The sequence below is a fragment of the Phycicoccus flavus genome (genome assembly GCF_004025965.2).
Lineage (GTDB): Bacteria > Actinomycetota > Actinomycetes > Actinomycetales > Dermatophilaceae > Phycicoccus > Phycicoccus flavus.
The window spans coordinates 1-20,293 of sequence record NZ_SAYU02000049.1 but is presented as its reverse complement, the minus strand read 5'-3'; the positions used below and the strand labels follow the sequence as shown (position 1 = coordinate 20,293).

The following is a 20,293-nucleotide window of genomic DNA, read 5'->3' as shown; positions in this document are numbered from 1 at the left end:
CCGGCCGGTGGGCTGAACCCTCCGGCCGGCGCCCGCCTCGCTCGCGTCAGATCTGGGAGGCGACGTTCGAGAAGAGGCTGCTGAGCTTGGTGCCCAGGAGGATGACGGCGGCGATGATGACGACCGCGATGAGGGCGACCATGAGGCCGTACTCGACGGCGGTGGCGCCCTCCTCCTTCTTCATGGTGTGCATGCGGGTCTGGAGGGAGACGAGAGCCTTGGTCATGACGGTGGAACCTTTCGGGAGTGGTCTCGGGTGGAGCCGAGTGGTTGTCGAGCAAGGGCAACTTTTCCAGGGTCGGCGAAGAGACTCCATAGGCCGATGGGGCGTCGCTCACACACCGTTCGAGGGAGCGAGATCATCCGTTCGGTCGATCCGGCCACGCGCCTACGATCAGACCTGACATGTCATCAAAAAGACTGTCTAGCGGCGAAATTGAACGGAAATTCAGCGCTCGAGGAGCACGAGCCCGTCGCGGCGTACGGTCTCCGTCCAGCCCTGGGCGGTCACCTGGTCGACGCACCGTGGCTGGACCACCACGGCCACCAGCTCGACGGCCGGAACCCGACAGTCGTGGAGGAAGTCCAGGAAGCGCACCTGCGTGGGGCCGTCGAAAGCATCGATGGGGTTGGCCACCCAGACCTGCAGGCCCTGCTGGGCGAAGGTCTCCGCGGCCGGCTCGACGGCGAGGACCGTCCCGTCCCCCGCGGCCTGCCGCAGGATCGGGACGAGCGACTCTCCCGGCGGCCCGATCCACTCGGCGCGCTGGTCGAGGATGGTCCCGACACCACCGAGGGCCACCGTCCCCGCCAGCGCCGAGGAGAGGACTGCTCGTGGCGTCGGCCGGAACCATCGCCCGGACTCCCGTAGGCGGGTGCCGGCGGCCACCGAGGCAACGGGTGCGAGGAACAGCAGCAGCCACACGCCGTGCCTCGCCGCGGACGCGGTTCCGACGACCAGGCCTGCGACGACGAGCCATTCCCAGAGCCGTAGGGAGCGGGCGGCCCCGAGGAGCAGCAGGAGCGCGGCGAGCAGGAGCACGACGTCGAGCGGATGCGTGAGACTCGGCCGCGACCACAGGTCGGTCCCGCGGGCCGCGGCCTCGTTGCCCAGCGCCGACACGTAGTACTCCGGCGTGCGCAGACCCGCGGATGTCGCGACGAGGGCCAGCAGGCTCAGCAGCCCGGCCCCCACCCGGAGTAAGAGATCCCGTCGGCCCGCAGCGAGCACGAACACCCCGAGCACCGCGAGGCCGACGAGCACCGCGCCGTGCAGGTTGCCCCAGAGGACCATGAGGGGCGGAACGAGCCAGAGCGCCCGGCGATGACCACGGTCCCAGGCGCGTAGCAACGCCACGAGCACGACGAAGGGGAGCAGCGACAGCGACGGAAAGCGGACGACGACGAGGGTCGCGGACGCCCCGGCGACGAGCAGGCTGACGGCCACCGCCAGCCGGACGTCCCGGCCGCCGGCGCGCCGGCCGTCGCCGACGACGACGAGCAAGGTGGCCGCGACGATCAGGAGGTGCAGACCCGCCAGTCCGGCCCGGCCGAGTGAGTGCCCACAGGACAGCAGCAGCTCCGCCAGCACGACGGGGTTGGGCCAGTCCGCCTGCGGCGCGACAAGGTTCGGCACCTGGGCGGGCACCGTCCCGTCAGCCCTGACGGCGTCCCCGAAGGACACGACCCACATGAGGTCGGCGCCGAGGATCACGAGAGCTGCCAGCGCGGCGACCCAGAGCAGGACCGCGGAGGTCGCGACCCATGGGCCGCGAGTCCGGTGCTCCGGGTCCTCCATCGCAATATTCCTCAAGGGGCCTCGACGGTGATCGGGCTGAACGATAATCGACGCCGTGAATCGCCGGCGTCGTGACTGGTGGCTCGTCACGGCGTGGCTCGGCTCCCTGGCCCTCGTGCGGGCCGGCAGCATCGAGGACACCGACCCGTACTGGCAGGTCCGGGCCGGTGTCGAGACGCTCCGCGGGCTACCGCTCGTCCGTCCCGACTCGTGGAGCTGGGACCCCGTGGCCACGCCGTTCTTCCAGACCTCGCCCGGCTGGAACGTCGTCCTCGGGCTCGGCTGGGACGCGGCCCGCTACGCAGGCGTGTTCCTCGTCGGGCTCGCCTCGATCGGCACCTACCTGCTCGTCGCAGTGCTGCTGGCCCGGCGGCTGGGCGCACGGCCCCTGCCGACCCTCGCGGGGGTGCTGCTCTGTGTGCTGCCCGCGCTCGCCATGGTCTCGCCGCGGGCCACCCTCGTCGCCCAGACCGTCTTCATGGCCGCAGTCCTCGCGGCCGACTCCTGGCGACGCCGCCCACGACCGGCCGCCGCGGTGGACATCGCCGTCGTCCTGGCCGCCGCGTGGGCCCTGACGAGCCTCGGCTCGTGGGTTCACCTGTCGTGGGTGGCGCTGGCCCCGGCGACGGCGGTGTGCTGGGCGGTGATCTGGTTCACCACGGCGGAAATCGCACGTGTGAGGGCTCTGCTCTTATCCGCGGCCGGCGCGGTCGGCGCGGCTGCCGGTGCCCTCACCGGTCCCTACGGCTTGGACGTTCTCGTCTACACCCGGCGAGTGCGCGGCGCAGCCGACGGACTCGTCGTCGAGTGGCTGAGCGTCCTCACACCTGGGCTCGCACTGCGGTGGCTGCCGGCGACGCTCCTCGCGCTCGTGGTGTCCGGCGCCGGGCTCCTGCTCGCGTGGCGGCGGTGGCGGACCGATGCGTCCGACCCCCGGGCCGGGCTGGTGGCCGCGCTCTGCATCGTCGCGCTGCCGGCCGCCCTCGCGTCCTTCTCCGCCATCCGCTTCGTCGGCATCGCCCTCCTCGCCGTGGCCCCGGTGGGCGCCGTGGCGGCCACGGCGACCTGGGACCGGATCCGGGCCCGCGCCGCCGAGCGACCGCCACGCGGGCCCTTCCGCTCCGCGCGGGTGCGGTTCTGGTCCGATGGGGCTCGTTGGCGGGTGGTTCTCACAGTCGTCGTCGCCATCCTGGCGCCGGGCACGCTTCTCCTCACGCTGCCGCTGTCCCGGCCGCTGCCGGAGCTGGCCGCGGCCGACGCACTCCCGGACAGCTGCCGGCTGGTCTCGGACACCTCGAGCGCCGCCGTCGTCCTGCTCGCCCGCCCAGACGTCCCGGTGTGGTTCGACGGCCGGTTCGACTACTGGGGACACGACCGGTCCGCGGCGGCAGTGCGCACGCTCGCTCGGGCGGACCTCACCGCGCCGCCGTTCTCCGACGCGGGCTGCGTCATGCTCACCACCGGCAACGACCTGTCCGGTGGCGCGCTGGAGGCGGCCCTGGACGCATCGGCGCAGTGGCGTCCGGCGGGTCCCGGTGGTCCTGTGCGGGTTTGGGTGCGAGGCTGACCCGGCCATGACGACAGACGAGGCGACGACGACGGACGCATCGACGAGCCCCGAGGCCTCTGCCCGCCCCAGACCGCGGCTCATCACGGTCGCGGCGAGCGTCGTCGTCGCCCTGGTCCCCCTCGTCCTGCTCCGCCAGCTGCTGCGGCCGATCAACGACCCGGACACCTACTGGCACATCCTCTCCGGACAGAACGTGTGGCGGACACACGAGGTCGTCGTCAGCGACCCGTTCGGTCGCTTCAGTGAGAACCCATGGGTGCAGATCGACTGGCTGAGCGACCTCGCGATGGCCGCCGCCTACCACGTCGCCGGGTTCTCCGGCGTCGCCTGGCTGTACATCAGCCTGGGCGTCGTCCTCTTCGCCGTGATCTACGCGTCGTGCCGCACCGTGGCCGTACCGGTCGTCGCCGGTATCGCCGCCGTCGGCGGCTGGGTCGGCACCTACGCGAGCCAGGGTTTCCGGCCGCAGACGTTCTCGTTCGTCCTCCTCGCCGTGACCCTGCTCGTCTGGGAGCTCGTACGCCGCGACCAAAGGACCCGGCTCGCGTGGTGGCTCGTGCCTCTGGGCTACCTGTGGGCGTGCCTGCACGGGCTGTGGGTGCTGGGGCCGATCGTCGGGGCCGCCGTCGTCCTCGGGATGGCGTGGGACCGCGTGCTGCCCTGGCGCCGGCTCGGACTGCTGGCGCTCGTCCCCGTCGCCGAGGTGGCCGTGGCAGCCGCGACCCCCATCGGTCCCCGCCTGCTGCTCGCGCCGTTCACCGTCAACGGGTACGCCCGTCTCGTCACCGAGTGGCGACCGCCGGACGTCCACGAGGTCTACGTCGCGGTCACCGTCATGCTCGTCGCGGTCACCGCGGTGGCCTGGGCCCGCTCCGAGAAGCGTCCATCCGGCGCCGAGCTGCTGCTGTGGCTCATGGCGCTCGGCTGGACGCTGTTGTACTCGCGTACGGTCGCCGTCGGCGCCGTGATCGCCGCCCCGCTGGCGGCCCGGGCCATCACTTCACTCCTGCGGGTGCCGCCGGACCGTGCCGCGGGCCGGGCCGACCGGTTCGTCGTTCCCGCCGGGGCCCTGGTCGGCATTCTAGCGGCCGCCCTGCTCGCGCCGAGCCAGGCCTCGGGCCTCGGCAACGTCCCGACCTCGCTCGAGACGGCCATCGACCGGCTGCCCGCGGACACGGTGGTCGTCAACGACGACGGCCTCGGCGGCTGGCTGCTGCTCGAGCACCCACAGGTCCACCCGGTGCTCGACACCCGCACCTACCTGTTCACCGTTCCGTACATCGAGAGCTACATCCAGTTCCGCGGTGCGCTCGGCGACTGGCAGGGCTTCGTCCGGAGGACGGGTGCCACGGCGGCGCTGCTGCGTGAGGGCGAGCCCGTGCTGGGCGAGCTCACCGGCACGCTGGGCTGGACCGAGGTCGGCCGCGGCGAGGGCTACGTCCTCCTCACCGCCCCCGGGACTGGCAGATGAGCACCGTGGGCACGTCGGCCGGGCCCCGGACCGACCTCGGGTCCGACCCGGCACCGGCGTCCCCGCCCATCCGCACCCGTCGGCTGGCCGTCGCGGTCGTCGCGGCCGCCCTCGCTGGGCTCGTCGTCGCCGCACTCGTCCCTTCCCCCTGGCTCGCGGTGCCGTGGGCAGTCGCTCTCGTCGTCCTCGGCCCCACGTCGGATCGTCTGGACCGCCGCCTGGCGGTCAACCTCGCCTTGGTCCTCGGGCTCCTCCCGGTGACGCTGTGGCTGCCGCCGCTGCTCGGCGCCCGGACGGCTGCCGTCGCCGCGCTCGCCCTCGGGACGGCCGCTGTCGCGGGTGGCGTCGCGACCCGGCAGGGCAGCCTGCTCCCCCGGGTCCGTGCACGCGACGGCGTCGTCGGGGCAATCGGGGTCCTTGCTGCCGTCGTCGCACTGCCCCTTGCGCTGGCCGGCACGCCTGCGCGGGCCCTGGCCATGCTGAGCACGGGCATCGACAACGCCTACCACTTCGCGATGTTCCTCGAGCAGCGGCTGGGCACGGCCGGGTCACCGCTGCTCGCCGCCCGCGCCGACGGCTCCGGCTTCGCCTTCGACGACTACCCCCAGTGGTTCCACAAGACCCTCACCGTGCTCGCTCAGCTGGCCTTCGGCGACCCGGGGTCCGCTCCGCTCGAGCTGGTCCGCTTCGCCCGGCTCGAGTGGGTCGTCTTCGTGCTGCTCGCCGTGCTCGTGACGGCGGCGGTGCTGCAGGCGCTGCCCGACCGGGTCGCGCCGTCGCTGCTCGTCGCCGTCACCGCCGTGCTGGCGAGCCTTCTGCTCGGCGTTCCCGGCGGGATCAACCTGCTCCAGGGGCACCTGAGCTTCCTCGTCGCCGCATGCGCCCCGCTCGTGATGTTCCTACTGGCCACAGGGCGGTCCCGTCCCGGCGTCGGCCTGTTCGTCGTCCTCGGCGGGCTCGTGCTCGCCACCGCCGCCTGGCTGCTGCTGCTGCCGATGGCAGGTGCTGCGTTGCTGGTCCCCGTGGTCGCGGTCTGGCGGCGTCAGAGCGCCTTGGTCCGGTGGGGCACCCTGGCCGGCATGGCCCTGGCCCTGGTGCTCGCCTTCCTCCTTTTCGTCCGTGGACCACTGCTGACCGGTGGTGGGTTCTCGGCCGTCCTGCGGGACGGCACCGTGCCACGGGTCGGACTGCCGACGTCGGTCCCGGTGCTGCTCGGATGCCTCGCGGTCGTCGTCGTCCTGGCCGTGCGCCACCACGGGCTCGGGCTGTGGGGGCACGTGCTGCTCGTCCTCGCCGCCGTGGTCCAGGTCGCTGTGCTCGGCGGCTACATGCTCGCGGCCGCGGGCACCCTCACGTACTACTTCTGGAAGCTCATGCTGGGCTCACTGCTCGTCGCCGTGCTGGTCACGGTGCACGCCCTGGTGCGGGTGCTGGCGCAGCGGTCGGACGCCGGGCGGATCCGTCCCCTTCTGCTCACCGTCCCCCTGCTCGTGGCCGCCGCCGGCCTCGGCCTCGGGTTGCAGACCTTCACCGCCCCCTCGGCCGTCTGGGCGGCCATCCTGCCAGGGTCGCTGGAGTCGCGGACCACCTCGGGTGACGCCGGTGACGTCGACCTCGTGCTGCGGTTGGCGGCGACCACCCCACCGCAGCAGGCCGCCCGGACCCGACTGCTGGCCACCCGCCCCGGGGACATGAACGCCGCCCACGCGTCCGAGTGGTTCCACGACCTCAGCCACTCGGCCACCCGTCGAGCGGTGAGCGTCGACGACGGCGTCTACGACCTCGCGAAGCATCCTGACAACACTGCGCTCGCCGTGCGCCTGGCGGCGGACACGCTGGCGACGACCGACGGGCTCGTCGTCGTCACCGACCCTGCCCTCGACGCCGCGGTGCGGCAGGCGGTGCCCGACGCCGCGGACCGGGTGACCCTGGTCGACTGAACGGCCGAGACTGAGCGCGAGCCCTCGGCGTAACGCGTGGGACGCCCGTATCCTGACGGGACCTCTGAACTCCCACCGGAAGACCTCACGTGACCGACGACGGCCTGGGCGCGCTGCGCATCGCCGCCATCGTCCCCTGCCACGACGAGGAGGCCGCGGTCGGCACCGTCGTGCGCGACCTGCTGGCCGCCGTCCCCGCCATCGACGTCTACGTCTACGACAACGCGAGCACCGACCGCACCGCCGAGGTCGCGCGCGCCGCGGGGGCGCGGGTCCGCCGCGAGGACTGCCCCGGCAAGGGCAACGTCATCCGCCGCGCGCTCGCCGACATCGAGGCCGACGTCTACGTCATGGTCGACGGCGACGACACCTACGACGCCTCGGCCCTCCCCGAGATGATCCGCACCATGCTCGACGGCCCGTACGACCACGTCACCGGCGTGCGGGTGGCCCAGGCCAAGGGCGCCTACCGCTCCGGCCACGAGCTCGGGAACCGGTTCTTCAACACCGTCGTCTCGCGGATCTTCGGCCGTCCGGTCACCGACATGCTCAGCGGCTATCGGGTGTTCTCGCGGCGGTTCGTCAAGTCCTTCCCGGCCATTTCGCGGGCCTTCGAGATCGAGACCGAGCTCACCGTCCATGCCATCAACAACCGGGTGCCGCAGACCGAGGTCCCGGTGGGCTTCAAGGACCGCGCCGAGGGCTCGGAGAGCAAGCTGCGGACCTACCACGACGGGTTCCGGATCGCGCGGATGATCACCCGCCTGCTGCACCACGAGCGGCCGCTGGCGCTGTACGGCGCCTTGGCCGTGCTCACGGCGCTCACCGCGGTCGGCATCGCGGTCCCGGTCGTGCAGGAGTACCTCCGGACCGGCATCGTCGGCCGCTTCCCCACCGCCTTCGGCGCCGCCTCGCTCGTCGTCGTCGCCTTCATCGTCCTCGTCGTCGGGATCCTCCTCGACGGGCTGCGCAAGGTCCGCCAGGAGACGACCCGGGTCGCGTACATGACGGTCCCGGCGCCGCCGCGTATCGCGCGCGAGGTCGTCGACGTCGTCCTCGACCCGGCGGCGGACGAAGATCCGGCGCCCGAGCTCGAGGGCGTACAGACCGCCGCCGACGAGCCCGTAGCCACGGTGCCGGCGCACGACGAGACGGCGGACGAGGACGGGGACCCGGAGCCACCTGCCGAACCCGCGGCGCCCGCCGAACCGGCTGCGCTGGCCGAGCCCCGTGCACCCGCTGCCCCGGCGCCGGCTGCCAGCGGCTCTGTCCCGTGGCGGCGGGCCTCGGAGCGCGTGTGAGCGTCAGCGTCGTCGTCGTCGGTTTCGGCGACGAACCGGTCCTGCGGGCCTGTCTGCAGTCCGTCGTCGCCCAGCTCGGACCCGACGACGAGGCCGTCCTGGTCGACCACGGCGTGACCACGCTGCCGGACGTCGCGGGCGTCCGCGTCGTCACTCCCGCCTCGAACACCGGCTTCGGCGGCGGCTGCGCAGCCGGGGTCGAGGCCACCAGCGGCGACGTCCTCGTCTTCGTCAACTCCGACGCCGAGCTGCGGCCCGGCGCCCTCGCCGCCCTCGCTGCGATCGTGGCGGACCCCGGGGTCGGCCTGGCCGGCGGGCTCGTGCTGCTTCCGGGCGATGACGACGTCGTCAACTCGGTCGGCCTGCCGGTGCACCTCACGGGGCTCAGCTGGTGCGACGGCTACGGCGAGCGGCTCGCCGACCGGCACCGCAGCCCTCGGCCCCTGGCCTCGGTGGCCGGCGCCCTCTTCGCCTGCCGCCGCGAGGTGTGGGACCGGCTGGGCGGCATGGACGCCGGCTACTTCATGTACCACGAGGACACCGACCTCAGCCTGCGCTGCCATCTCGCTGGGCTCGACGTCGTGTACTGCCCCGACGCCGTCGCCGTGCACGCATATGAGTTCTCGCGCAACGCCCGCAAGATGTTCCACCTGGAGCGCAACCGGTTCCTCACCGTGCTCGCCGACTACCCGCCGCATCTGCTGGCCCGGGTGCTGCCGGTGCTCGCGGTGCTCGAGCCGCTGTACCTCGTCATCGCCGTCCGTGACGGCTGGTGGCGCGAGAAGGTCCGCGCCTGGGGCTGGCTGCTGCGCCACGGCGGCCGGGTGCGCGCCCGTCGCCGTCGGGTGCAGGCGGGGGTGGTCGACCCGCACGCCTTGGACCGCCTCCTCTCCCCCGCGGTCACCCAGACCCAGCTCGAGCAGCCGGGGGCCATCGCTCTTCTCAACGTCGTGCTGCGGCTTTACTGGTGGCTCGCGAGGCCCCGCCCTGCCCGGGGCGGCCGGCCCGACGTCGTCGTCCTGCGCACGAATCCGAAGGACTCCTCGCTCCCCCGTCTGCTGACGATCCTCACCGCACGCCACCGCACGCTGGCCCTGGTCTGGGACCGGACGGCCGACTACCGCTGCCCGGTCGCCTCCCCGCGGTTGCGCGTGGACGCGAACCGGCGTCGCGGGGAGTACTACCGGCTGAGCACCGTGATCACCGTGGCGAGCCTTCAGCCGTGGTTGCTCTGGCGGGCCCTGCGGGCCCGGCCCCGGGTCGTCCACGCGATGGACCTCGACACCGGCGTCGTGGGACTGCTCGCGGCCCGGTTACTGCGGGTGCCGTTCGTCTATCAGTGCCTCGACCCGTACGACGCGCACCTGCCGGCTGGTTGGCCTCCGGTGGTGGCGCGGCTCGTGCACCGGGTCGAGAACGCGGTCGTCACGGCCGCCGACCTGTTCGTCGTCACCGACCTCGGCCGGATGCCGCAGCACGACGGCTCGCAGCCCCGACGAGTCGTCGAGCTCGCCAACGTGCCGATGCGGCCCGCCGATCCGCGGCCGGTGGGCGAGGACGACGGTCTCGTCGTCGGGTACGTCGGGTCGCTCGTCCCACATCGAGCCCTTGACGTCCTCGTCGACGTCGTCGGGTCGCTCGCCGACGACGGGGTGCGCCTCGTGCTCGGCGGGTTCGGCCCCCTGGAGGCGGAGCTGCGTCGGCAGGCGGCGTGCCACTCGAACGTGTCGTTCCTCGGATGGGTCCCCGATGACGAGATCATGTCGGTCATGGCCGCCTTCGACGTATTCGCCGTCGTCGAGGACCCCGACCACCTCGCCTACCGTTGGACCAGCCCGAACAAGGTCTTCGAGAGCATGGCCCTGGGCCGGCCGGTGCTCGTCGCCGAGGGCACCCTCGGGGCCGAGCGAGGCGTCGAGGCCGGACACGGCGTGACCGTCCGCTACGGCGACCCGGCCGACCTGCGCGCGACCCTCCTCGACCTGCGCGACGACCCCGCCCGCCGCGCGGCCCTCGGACGCGCGGGACACGCGGCCTTCACCGCCCGGTGGTCTCCCGACCGCCTCACCGAGCAGGTCCTCGCCGCGTACCCTCTGCCCGCACCGGCCCGAGCCGAGATGCGGCGATGACGACGCCGCCGCACGTGGGCGCACCCCGCTCGACGCCGAACCAGCGGCACCTTGCGTTCTACCTGCCGCAGTTCCACCCCATCGCGGAGAACGACGAGTGGTGGGGGCCTGGCTTCACCGAGTGGGTGAACGTCGCCAAGGCCCGCCCACTCTTCCACGGTCACCGACAGCCTCACTTGCCGGGCGAACTGGGCTTCTACGACCTGCGCCTCGCCGAGACCCGAGCGGCCCAGGCGGAGTTGGCGGCGGCCCACGGCATCGACGGGTTCATCTACTACCACTACTGGTTCGGCGGCCGACGCCTGCTGGAGCGTCCCTTCGACTCCGTGCGCGCGTCCGGGGAGCCCGACCTGCCGTTTGCGCTCTGCTGGGCGAACGAGGCGTGGACACGGGCCTGGGACGGTCACACCCGCGAGGTCCTGATGAGTCAGGACTACGGCGACGACCGCGCCCACGCCCGATGGCTGGCCGAAGCGTTCGCCGACCCCCGGTACATCCGCGTCGACGGCAAACCCATCTTCCTGGTCTACCGGGCCTCCCGGTTGCCCGATGCCCGCCGGACCACCGACGTCCTGCGGGAGGAGGCCGAGCGGGCCGGGGTCGGGCCGCTCTTCCTCGCCCGCGTCGAGAGCTTCACCGACGAGCGCAGCGACCCCGCGGCGCTGGGCTTCGACGCCGCGGTGGAGTTCGCCCCCGACTGGAAGGTCGTCAACGGCGGGCTGACCCGCCGGGCGGTGTCCGCCGCCCGCCGGCTGTTCCCGAGCCGCCGTCCGTGGCAGACGCGCAACTACCAGGACCTCGTGGCGGGCATGCAGGCCAAGCCGGCCGTCGACCACCTGCGCTTCCCGTGCGTCACCCCGCGGTGGGACAACAGCCCCCGCCGTGGCCGCAACGGGTTCGTCCTCACCGGGGACACTCCCGAGCGCTATCGCGATTGGGTGGCGTGGGCCGCCCGGACCGCCCCGGCCACCCCCGGTGGCGAGTCGCTCGTGTTCGTCAACGCGTGGAACGAGTGGGGCGAGGGCGCACACCTGGAACCCTGCCGCGAGCGCGGGCGGGCCTTCCTCCAGGCGCACAGGGACGGCCGCGCCGCCGCGGGCGATCCTGGACGGACGCAGCCGTGACCTCGCCGGTCGCCGCCGTCGTGATCCACCACCGCCATTTTCCGAAGGTGCTTGACACGGTGCGCGGCGTCGTGGAGGCCGGCGTTCCGGCCGAGGCGGTCGTCGTCGTCGACAACAGCGAGGACGACGGCATCGCCGACGGATTGCGGGCCGCCGCGCACGGGTGGACCGTGCTCACCGTCCCGAACCACGGCTACGGCGCGGCCGCGAACATCGGGGTCGCCGCCGTCGCCGACTCCGAGGTGGTTCTCGTGCTCACGCACGAGGTCGTCATCGACGCCCCGTCGCTGGCGGCGGTCATCTCCCGGGTGCGCGAGGACCCGCGAGTGGCTGCGTCGGGTCCCGCGCTCATGCTGACGGACGGCGACCAGGTCTGGTCGCGCGGTGGTTCGCTGTCGCCGCGTCTGCTCATCCCCCGGGGGATCCAGACGGCCTCCGTCGCCGACGCAGCGGACACAGACGTGCACTGGCTCGACGGTGCGTGCGTCGCCTACCGCACGTCAGTGCTCCTGGCGACCCCGTTCCGCGAGGACTTCTTCCTGTACTTTGAGGAGACGGACCTGCACGCCCGACTGCGGGCCGACGGCTGGCGGGTCGTCACCGCCACGGGGTCGACCGCGCACCAGGGCACGCAGGGCATGCCCTCCTACCTCGGCTGCCGCAACTTCGTCATGTTCGTCTGGGCGCACGGCGGCCGCCTCGCCCGGATCGTGGCCCCGCTGCACTTCACCCTCCGTTCCGTCGCCATCGCCGTGCAGGAGCGCCGTTGGACAGGCGTCCAGCAGTCGGTCGCCGGTCTGCTCGCCGGGTATCAGTCCCTCGCCCGGGGTCGGTCGTGAGCACGAGGTCACTGCGGGTGGCGCTCTACCACCACCTCCCTCCGGGCGGCGCGCTGCGGGTGGTCCGTGAGTTCCTCACCCGATTGCCCGACGACGTCGAGGTCGACCTGTACGGACTGGAGGACGGCCCGGGATCCCCGTTCCCACGGGCCTCGACGCTCGTCCCGCCCGGCGTCACCCCACGCCTCGTACCGCTGGACGGCGGCCGGGTTGCGGCGGCACTCAGCGGCCGGCTCGCGCGCCCGGCGCTCGCGACCCGGCTGGCATCGGCCGAGGCCCGGGTTGCCGATGCGGTCAACCGCGGCGGCTACGACGTCGCCTACGTACACCCGTGCTGGATGAGCAACGCCCCCGGGCTCGTCGCCGAGCTGCGTGTCCCCACCGTCCTGTACCTGCAGGAGGTACGGCGGGCGACCTTCGAGCCGTCGTACCGTCACCGGCCCGCGGCCACTCCACGAACCATGCCGGGCATCGCCGTCATCGCTGCGACCGAGAGCCTGCTGGCCCGCCGGGACCGGCAGGGCGTCGGGGCCGCCACTGCCGTCGCGGCCAACTCGCTCTATTCGGCCGAGCGGATCCTCGCCTCGTACGGTCGGACGGCCGAGGTCGTCGCACTCGGGGTCGACGAGAGGACGTTTCACCCCCGGGTGGTCGACACGCCCGGCCGACCGCTAGTCCTGGCCGTCGGCGGTCTAGAACCCTTTAAGAACCAGCTGGACGTCGTGCGGGCGGTGGGTGGCGTCCCCACCGGGCTACGGCCGACCCTCGTCCTGGTCCACGAGCGGTGCGACGAGCAGTACCGAACTCAGGTTCTCTCCGAAGCCGCTCGGTTGGACGTCGAGGTGGTCGAGCGCCGAGGCATCTCCGACGACGAACTGGCGCAGCTGTACTCGCAGGCGTCGGCGACCCTGCTCGCCGCACAGCTGGAGCCCCTGGGCCTCACTGCCCTGGAGTCGATCGCCTGCGGGACCCCGGTCGTGGCCGTCCAGGAGGCCGGGTACCGCGAGACGGTCGGCCACGGGGTCAACGGGCTGCTGGTCCCACGAGCCGTCGACGGCCTCGCGGACGCCCTCACCGCGGTCCTGGCAGGTAAGGCCGGGCTGGTCGACAGGGGCTCGCTCCCCGGCACGATCCTGCCCTTCTGGTCGCAGGCCCGCAGTGCCGCACGCCAGCTCAACCTGCTGCGACGTACCGCAGCCAGACGACCCGAGTGACCGCCCGTGGCGAGGCTCCACGGAAATCCCGGCCGCACCGGTACCGTCGCGGCCGTGCGTCGATACGTCAGAGCTGTGAGGCACGCGGTCCAGCAGGCGGGTGCCCCCGACCGGACCGACGAGGTGCTCGCGGCCGTCGGGCACCTCGAGACCAGCCTCCTCAGTCTGCGGAACCCCGGGTCGCTGAACGAGGCCGAGTTCAAGGTCTTCTCGCAGTTCGGTGAGGACGGGGCGATCCAGTACCTGCTGCATCACGTCCAGGTCCCGGAGACCACGTTCGTGGAGATCGGGGTCGAGAGCTACCGCGAGTCCAACACCCGCTTCCTCGCGGTCAACGACAACTGGCGGGGTCTGGCAGTCGACGGGTCGGAGGATCACGTGCGGTTCATCGCCGAGTCCGACCTGGGGTGGCGCGCCGACGTCCGCGCGGTACAGCGGTTCGTCACCCGCGAGAACATCGACGCGCTTTTGGAGGAGCACGGGTTCACGGGCGATATCGGGTTGTTGTCCATCGACGTCGACGGGATGGACTACTGGCTGTTCGAGGCGGTGACCGTGGCCAGGCCCGCCGTCCTAGTGATGGAGTTCAACCCGCTCTTCGGCCCGGACCGACGTCTCACGGTCCCCTACTCCCCGGACTTCGTTTACTCGCAGGCCCATTGGTCACGGCAGTACTATGGTGCGTCCCTGGCGGCTCTGGAATCCCTCGCGGCCACCAAGGGCTACGTCCTGGCCGGCGTCAGCAATCACGTCGTCAACGCTTTTTTCGTGCGCGCGGACCTGGCGACAGGACTATCCACGACGACCAGTGCCGAGGCCTGGCGCCCGAGCCGCGTGCTCAGCAGCCGCGCCGAGGACGGGTCGCTGCAGCCTGTCGCGGACATCCGGCAGCGGTTGGCGCCGATCGCGCACCTTCCGCTGCTAGATCTGGAATCGGGCCAGGAGGTCAGGGTCGGCGTACTCTTGGATCGCTGAGAGGCAGGACCGTCAGCCAGGTCCGGGCCGCAGCACCGTCCTGACGTCGGCGACGCCGATGCCCTCGGCCCGTGCCGCGCACGCGGAGGTCACCACGACGAAGCCCGCGCCTACCCCGACCAGGCTCAGCCAGCTCTGCGCGGCGTCGAGCCCGGTCAGGACGACGAGCGCAACGGCCACGACCGCCACGAGAGGCGCTGCCCAGGGTGGCCGGACCCAGGCGGCGAGATGCCGACGGGACAGGACGATGAGGACGACGGTGCCGGAGAGGTTGCCGATCACGGAGCCGAGGACCGCGCCGTAGAGGCCGATTTGCACGGTGAGGACGAGGCTCGCGACGACGTTGACGGCCATGTTCGCGAACGCGGACGCGGCCGCCACGTGGTGTCTCTGCTCACCGAACGCCTGGATGGCCAGCGGCGCGCTCACGACGTTGAGCGCGACCGCGATGGTGAAGATCCGCGCGATGGTCCCGGCCTGCTCGTATCCGGCGCCGAGCCAGAGTTCGAGGAACGCCGGGGTGAAGGCGTAGACCCCTCCGAGCACCACCGCGCTCGTCGCTCCGGCCGCCTTCATAAGGCGCCGTTGCAGGCCCAGCGCCTCGTCGGACCGTCTGACCCGCAGCTCCGAGATGCCGGCCAGCAGGGGCGTCAGCGGCAGGAGCGCCAGCACCTTGGCCTGGAGGACGACCATCGTCCCGACGTGGAAGGCAGTCACTGAGGTGGGATCGATGAAGTGGGAAATCACCAGCTTGTCCCACTGCGAGTCGACGACGTCCCCCAGCTGAGATAGGAGGGCGAGGACGGAGAGGGAGAGGTAAGAGGCCAGCACCGGGAGGGGCGCCCGCGGAAACCGGAGGCGCAGGTCGGGCGCCAGGCGACGGAGGGCTCGCCACTGCATCGCACCGACGACGACGCTGGTCACCACCTGTGCTACGAGCAGGGACCACAGTCCCCACCCGGCGAGGATCCCGACCAGGAGTGCCAGACCGTAGGGCGGGAGGGCCGAGACCTGGCTGAGAGCCTGCAGGTCACTCCGTTGCAGCCCACGCAGAGTGGCGAAGTGGGCGCCCAGGACGAGGTTCGCGGCCATGACTAGCGCGAGGAGCCGGATGACCGTCTCCACCTGGGTCGTCGAATAGCCCGTCACACCGTCGGGCAGCACCAGCCGCGCGAGGAGGGGGGCTCCGACGATCGCCCCCACGGCGACGGGCGTCACCATAAGCAGCATTGCGCTCGTGCCCACGTGGACGACGCGCATGAAACCCGCTCGGTCCGCGGCGCCGTGCGCCGCCGCCACACGACGCGCGATCTCCGTCCCGATCCCGGCGTCCGCGAGTGAGCCGACGGCGACCAGGGCGGACAGGGCGATCCAGGCGCCGTAGAGGTCCGCCCCGAGCCGGTCGAGGACGAAGGGCAGGATGAGCAGATTGAACGCTAGCGTCAGGGCGGCGGCCACCGCACCCGACCGGATGGCCTGGGCCACCGTGCGCGCCGAGGTCCCGGACCGGGACGGTGAGGGTTCCGTCATCGGTCGCGGAGGCCGCCGCACGGTGACGGCAGTGCTGGCGGACGGGAAGGCACGGGTGGACTCCCTCCGCTCTCGCAGTGCTCGCCGGTCCGGGCGATCCTCCCAAAACGAGCCGCCGTAGGTGCGCACCGCCGCACCTACGGCCGTGAAAGATGCTCCGTGGCCCGGGCTCCCCTGATTCGCGCGACCGACCCCCCGGTCGGCCCTATCGTTGTCCCAGCCACGCTTCCGGACCATCCGTCCCGCCGTCCCGAGGCTGTGGCGGACCGGTCGCTGGCTTGATCACCATCTTTGCGGAGGCGCAGCATGACAGCGGTACTGCCGGACTTCCTGCGGTACCGGACCGCCGACGATCTCGTGCGCCTCGGCCGCGACAACGACGGCGGGTACCTCGTGTCCCGGGCGGACGTGCTGGCATCGGACGCGCTGGTAGGCCTCGGGATCAACGACGACTGGAGTTTCGAGAGCGACTTCGCGGCACTGCGACCCGTGCCGGTGCGGGCGTACGACGGCTCGGTGAGCGCGCGGCATTTCCTCGGCCGCAGCGCGGCGGCGGTTTACAACCCGTGGACATTCATATACTGGGTCAAGGTATTCCTGGGTCACCGGCGGTTCTTCGCCGGGCCGAACGAGCACTTGGAGCGGTTCGTCGGGGCGGAGGATGGCCCGCGAACGGTCTCGATGCGGCGAGTGCTTGCCGACGCCCCACCAGGTGCGCTGTTCCTCAAGGTCGACATCGAGGGTTCGGAGTACGAGATCCTCGACGTCATCGCGGCGGCGGCGGACCGGACCTCGGGGCTCGTCATCGAGTTGCACGACTGTCCCGAGCACCTAAACGAGATTCGCTCGTTCGTGGAGGACTACCCCCTCCATCTCGTCCATGTCCACGCAAACAATTTTGCGACAGTCGACACGCTCTCCGGTATGCCCCGCGTCTTGGAGCTGACGTTCAGCACCCGAGCGAGCCGGCTAAATTCGGCCGTGCTCCCGCACGAGCTCGACATGCCGAATCATGCAGCCTCCCCGGATATCAAGCTGGCGTTCGGGGACACCTCCCCCCCGTCGGATCGCTAGCCGCGCCAGATGCTGATTCGGGTCAGGCGGCGTCGGGAGCGACCGCCGGGCCTTCGGCGGATGAGGCTTGGCTGTGGGTTGTCCAGCGCGGTCGCACGAGGACAAGGCGCGGAAATGCAGACGCGCGCACGCCCGGGCGATGGGCGAGCACGGGGCGCTCAAGGAAGACGAAGCTGAGCATCGTCGCCATGGCGGTGCCCGCGACGACGAGTCCGGCCTGGATCCACGGAGACACCCCACGGCTGTTCACCCAGACGAGCCACAGCACGGGCAGATGCCAAAGGTAGAGGCTGTAGGCGCGACGTCCGACCGCGCGCAGCGGCCGTGCCGCCAGTTTGCGGGCGGCGGAGTTGCCGGCCCAGCAGCCGTGGAGGACGACCAGGGTCGCAATCGTGGCTCCCGGGAGCACGGAAAGCTTCCAGCCCCAGCTGAGCGGATAGCCGGGCAGGAGGACAAAGATGCCGAGTAGTACCAGCGCCATGGAGGTGCGGGCCGGGTCGACGGCCCACGGCTCACGGTGGGTGCGGTGCCAGGTAGAGAGAGTCGCCCCGGCGAGCAGCACGCCGAGGTTCGCCACCGGCAGCAAGTAGAAGCCCGCGAACGGCAGCGCCAGACCGGCGCCGTACAGCGCCACCGCAGTGCCGGCAAACAGCGGCACGGCACGCTCTGGGTCGACCCCGCGTCGGCGGAGAGTGACGAGCGCCAGGGGGAAGAGCAGGTAGAACGTCCACTCGACGGTGAGACTCCACGTCGGGAGGAACGCGACCGAGGGCGGCACGTCCGCGGCATAGAAGAACGCGGTCGTCTGGGTGACGGCCATCAGCCCGCCCCGGACCACCTCACGGACCGGGTGCTGACCGAAGGCGATGAGCAGCGAACCGCCCACGACCACGAGCCCGAACAGGGCCGGGGCCAGCCGCACGATGCGGCGGCGCACGAAGATGCGCCACGCCGACATGGTCGGCTCGAGGTCCCAGCAGATGCCCGCGATGAGGTAGCCGGACAGGACGAAGAACACGATCACGCCCATGATCCCCAGCGGCGGGTACGGCAGCAGCCCCAGGTGGATGGCCATGTGCGCGGACACGACCGCGAGGGCGGCGAACCCCCTCAGCCCGTCCATCGCGGCGTTGCGCGTACGCCCCGCCGACCGGTCCTCACGCATGGGTACGGCACCCCTAGGCCGGAGGTCGCTGCCGACGGACGACTGCGGATCCCTGCTTAGCGGCGACGTCGACGGGCCCTGCCCCGGATCTCCGTGCACCCGGTCAACGGTGAAGGACGAACGTCTCGGGCGCATCGGCCAAATGGTTGGCGGCCCGGAACCGAACGGGTCGTGTCCCCGACCGTGGAAAGGTCCTGACCTGCTGCGTCACCGCAGAGGAAAGACCTCCTCGGTCACGGGCTCGGGACGACGGCGACGGCGCCGGGCCCCGTGCGGGGTCCGGCGCCGTGGCTGGTGGTACGAGGGAACTCAGTACCGGTAGTGCTCCGGCTTGTACGGGCCGGCGACGTCGACGCCGAGGTACTCGGCCTGCTCCTTGGTGAGCTCGGTGAGCTCGGCGTCCAGGGCCTCGAGGTGCAGCTCGGCGACCTTCTCGTCGAGGTGCTTCGGCAGCGTCGTGACGGTCGGCTTGCCGTCCTCGTCGTAGTACTCCGCGTCCTTGCCGAACAGCTCGACCTGGGCGATCGTCTGGTTGCTGAAGGAGTTGGACATCACGAAGCTCGGGTGACCCGTCGCGTTGCCGAGGTTCATGAGGCGGCCCTCGGACAGGATGATGATCGAGTCACCGTCCTCGAAGGTCCACTCGTGCACCTGCGGCTTGATCTCGGTCTTCGTGACGCCCTTGACCCGGGCCAGGCCGGCCATGTCGAGCTCGTTGTCGAAGTGCCCGATGTTGGCGAGGATCGCCTTGTTCTTCATCTTCTGCATCTGCTCGGCGGTGACGACGTTGAAGCAGCCCGTCGAGGTGACGACGATGTCCGCCTGGTCGACGACCGACTCGAGCTTGGCGACCTGGTAGCCGTCCATCGCGGCCTGCAGCGCGCAGATCGGGTCGATCTCGGTGACGATGACCCGGGCGCCCTGGCCGCGCAGCGACTCGGCGCAGCCCTTGCCGACGTCGCCGTAGCCGCAGACGATGGCGACCTTGCCGCCGATGAGGACGTCGGTGGCACGGTTGAGACCGTCGATGAGGCTGTGGCGGCAGCCGTACTTGTTGTCGAACTTGCTCTTCGTGACCGAGTCGTTGACGTTGATCGCCGGGAAGAGCAGCTCGCCGGCCTCGGCCAGCTGGTAGAGGCGGTGGACGCCGGTGGTGGTCTCCTCGGTGACGCCCTTGATCTCGGCGGCGACCTTGGTCCACTTCTGCGGGTCGTCCTGCATCGTGCGGCGGACGAGCGCCTTGAAGACGCCGAACTCCTCGGAGTCGTCCTCGGTGGTGGGCGGCACCTGGCCGGCGGTCTCCCAGTCCTTGCCCTTGTGGACGAGCATCGTGGCGTCGCCGCCGTCGTCGAGGATCATGTTGGCGAACTCGCCGCCGGGCCAGGTGAGGATCTGCTCGGTGCAGTCCCAGTACTCCTCGAGGGTCTCGCCCTTCCAGGCGAAGACGGGGACACCCTGCGGGTCCTCGGGGGTGCCCTTCCCGACGACGACGGCCGCGGCGGCCTCGTCCTGGGTGGAGTAGATGTTGCAGGACGCCCAACGGACCTGCGCGCCGAGGGCGACGAGGGTCTCGATGAGGACGGCCGTCTGGACGGTCATGTGGAGGGACCCGGCGATGCGGGCGCCGGCGAGCGGCTGGGCGTCGCCGTACTCCTCGCGGAGGGACATCAGGCCGGGCATCTCGTGCTCGGCGAGGCGGATCTGGTGGCGACCGGACTCGGCGAGACCGAGATCGCGAACCTTGTGGTCAACGGACATGCGTGAGCTCCTTGTGAGAGGTCGTGCGGTTCGATTGACCGGCGTCGCCCTTCTGGGCCGCGTCGTGCGAGGGTCATCACCCAAGCCGGTTCTGCACCGACCAGGGTAGCGCAGGGGCCCCGCACGGACCCAACCGTTCGACGTGCCGGCGACGAGCGGCGGGTCGTCGGCCGGCCACGGCGGCGACCCCGGCGAATAGGGGTCGGCGAGGGACCCGTCGGTGCCGTCGGGACCGCGTGTCCGCCCGCGACACGCCGTCGGTCATTCGTGCAGGGACAGCAGGACCGCGAGGGCGTGCTTGCACGGACCCCGGCTGCCTGCGTGCTCGGCCTCCCAGCGGCAGGTGCAGCGCATGCGCCCGTCCGCGGACGTCACCTCGTAGAGGTCCCCTTCGCTGCCGAGGAC

At 71.6% G+C, this 20,293-nt stretch carries 16 protein-coding genes; 10 read left to right on the top strand and 6 right to left on the bottom strand.

Annotated elements, in window-relative coordinates; translation table 11 throughout:
• Positions 1-46 precede the first annotated feature (46 nt).
• Both EPD83_RS14050 and EPD83_RS14045 read right to left on the bottom strand, forming a co-directional pair.
• Positions 47-226, bottom strand: coding sequence for a Flp family type IVb pilin (locus tag EPD83_RS14050; protein WP_128365357.1), 180 nt, complete (start codon positions 224-226; stop codon positions 47-49).
• Positions 227-448: 222 nt separating this feature from the next.
• Positions 449-1,798, bottom strand: coding sequence for a hypothetical protein (locus EPD83_RS14045; protein WP_128365356.1), 1,350 nt, complete (start codon positions 1,796-1,798; stop codon positions 449-451).
• 55 nt (positions 1,799-1,853) lie between these two features.
• Between EPD83_RS14045 and EPD83_RS14040 the strand changes: the two genes are divergently transcribed.
• The 9 genes from EPD83_RS14040 (at position 1,854) to EPD83_RS14000 (ending at position 14,361) form a co-directional block, all read left to right on the top strand.
• Positions 1,854-3,365 carry a hypothetical protein gene (locus EPD83_RS14040; protein ID WP_128365355.1) on the top strand — a complete coding sequence of 504 codons (1,512 nt, stop codon included), beginning with the start codon at positions 1,854-1,856 and terminating at the stop codon, positions 3,363-3,365.
• Between the two features lie 7 nt (positions 3,366-3,372).
• Positions 3,373-4,839, top strand: a complete 1,467-nt coding sequence (locus tag EPD83_RS14035; protein WP_128365354.1) for a hypothetical protein — start codon at positions 3,373-3,375, stop codon at positions 4,837-4,839.
• The gene (locus EPD83_RS14030; protein ID WP_128365353.1) at positions 4,836-6,779 is read left to right on the top strand and encodes a hypothetical protein; all 1,944 of its coding nucleotides are present in this window, start codon (positions 4,836-4,838) and stop codon (positions 6,777-6,779) included. The genes EPD83_RS14035 and EPD83_RS14030 overlap by 4 nt, the downstream gene beginning before the upstream one ends.
• An 89-nt stretch (positions 6,780-6,868) precedes the next feature.
• Entirely contained in the window at positions 6,869-8,080 is a 1,212-nt protein-coding gene (locus EPD83_RS14025) for a glycosyltransferase (protein WP_235950610.1), read from the top strand.
• On the top strand, positions 8,077-10,209 hold the full coding sequence (locus EPD83_RS14020; protein ID WP_164896096.1) for a glycosyltransferase: 2,133 nt from the start codon (positions 8,077-8,079) through the stop codon (positions 10,207-10,209). The genes EPD83_RS14025 and EPD83_RS14020 overlap by 4 nt, the downstream gene beginning before the upstream one ends.
• Positions 10,206-11,333: a glycoside hydrolase family 99-like domain-containing protein gene (locus EPD83_RS14015; protein ID WP_128365351.1), complete on the top strand. Its 1,128-nt coding sequence runs from the start codon at positions 10,206-10,208 to the stop codon at positions 11,331-11,333. Before EPD83_RS14020 ends, EPD83_RS14015 begins: the two co-directional genes overlap by 4 nt.
• Complete coding sequence (locus EPD83_RS14010; protein WP_268951206.1) at positions 11,222-12,172, top strand: glycosyltransferase; 951 nt, start codon at positions 11,222-11,224, stop codon at positions 12,170-12,172. The genes EPD83_RS14015 and EPD83_RS14010 overlap by 112 nt, the downstream gene beginning before the upstream one ends.
• Positions 12,169-13,386: a glycosyltransferase family 4 protein gene (locus tag EPD83_RS14005; RefSeq protein ID WP_128365349.1), complete on the top strand. Its 1,218-nt coding sequence runs from the start codon at positions 12,169-12,171 to the stop codon at positions 13,384-13,386. The genes EPD83_RS14010 and EPD83_RS14005 overlap by 4 nt, the downstream gene beginning before the upstream one ends.
• Before the next feature lie 54 nt (positions 13,387-13,440).
• Positions 13,441-14,361, top strand: a complete 921-nt coding sequence (locus tag EPD83_RS14000; protein WP_164896093.1) for an FkbM family methyltransferase — start codon at positions 13,441-13,443, stop codon at positions 14,359-14,361.
• 12 nt (positions 14,362-14,373) lie between these two features.
• Here EPD83_RS14000 and EPD83_RS13995 read toward each other — a convergent pair whose 3' ends face one another.
• Positions 14,374-15,846 (bottom strand): lipopolysaccharide biosynthesis protein, encoded by a 1,473-nt coding sequence (locus tag EPD83_RS13995; RefSeq protein WP_164896091.1) that lies wholly within the window; start codon positions 15,844-15,846, stop codon positions 14,374-14,376.
• 351 nt (positions 15,847-16,197) lie between these two features.
• Here EPD83_RS13995 and EPD83_RS13990 point away from each other — a divergent pair, with 351 nt between their 5' ends.
• Positions 16,198-16,965 (top strand): FkbM family methyltransferase, encoded by a 768-nt coding sequence (locus EPD83_RS13990; protein WP_128365346.1) that lies wholly within the window; start codon positions 16,198-16,200, stop codon positions 16,963-16,965.
• A gap of 22 nt (positions 16,966-16,987) precedes the next feature.
• Here EPD83_RS13990 and EPD83_RS13985 read toward each other — a convergent pair whose 3' ends face one another.
• The 3 genes from EPD83_RS13985 to EPD83_RS21095 all read right to left on the bottom strand — a co-directional run bounded on the left by EPD83_RS13985 (position 16,988) and on the right by EPD83_RS21095 (position 20,242).
• On the bottom strand, positions 16,988-18,130 hold the full coding sequence (locus EPD83_RS13985) for an acyltransferase family protein (protein WP_164896089.1): 1,143 nt from the start codon (positions 18,128-18,130) through the stop codon (positions 16,988-16,990).
• Between the two features lie 309 nt (positions 18,131-18,439).
• Entirely contained in the window at positions 18,440-19,888 is a 1,449-nt protein-coding gene (gene ahcY, locus EPD83_RS13980) for an adenosylhomocysteinase (RefSeq protein ID WP_165566735.1), read from the bottom strand.
• Positions 19,889-20,149: 261 nt separating this feature from the next.
• The gene (locus EPD83_RS21095; protein ID WP_205859537.1) at positions 20,150-20,242 is read right to left on the bottom strand and encodes an SWIM zinc finger family protein; all 93 of its coding nucleotides are present in this window, start codon (positions 20,240-20,242) and stop codon (positions 20,150-20,152) included.
• Positions 20,243-20,293 lie beyond the last annotated feature (51 nt).